The sequence below is a fragment of the Burkholderia sp. AW49-1 genome (assembly GCF_053427845.1).
This window is the reverse complement of the sequence record NZ_JBSAXF010000115.1, coordinates 1-400: the sequence shown is the minus strand read 5'-3', so window position 1 is coordinate 400 and position 400 is coordinate 1. Positions and strand designations below refer to the sequence as shown.

Annotated in this window: 1 protein-coding gene; it reads left to right on the top strand. The window is 52.5% G+C overall.

The window, feature by feature from the left end; genetic code table 11:
- Nucleotides 1–290: ATP-binding protein (locus tag ACV22W_RS33650; protein WP_448023848.1), on the top strand; the 290-nt coding region annotated here is incomplete at its 5' end.
- Nucleotides 291–400 lie beyond the last annotated feature (110 nt).

The following is a 400-nucleotide window of genomic DNA, read 5'->3' as shown; positions in this document are numbered from 1 at the left end:
ATCTGCCGTTCAGCCAGACCGGCGGTGCATTGCTGTTCCATCTGCTCTCAAAGCTATACGAGCACACGAGCGTCGCGATCACGACCAATCTCAGCTTCGGCGAGTGGGCGAGCGTGTTCGGGGATGCAAAGATGACGACAGCGCTGCTGGACCGCGTCACCCATCACTGCCACATCGTCGAAACGGGCAATGAATCGTGGCGCTTCAGGACCAGTTCTGCCAAGGCAAAGACAACAAGAAAAAGAGCGGCAAAACCAGAGGGTAACGAAGAGTTATCCACACCGGAATAGATGTACTACGCTGTCTCGGGGTGGGTCAGATTTAGATGAAATCGGTGGGTTAAGACTCGGTGGAAATCAACAAAAAGTGATTCTTGATACCACAGAAATGACACTCTGCA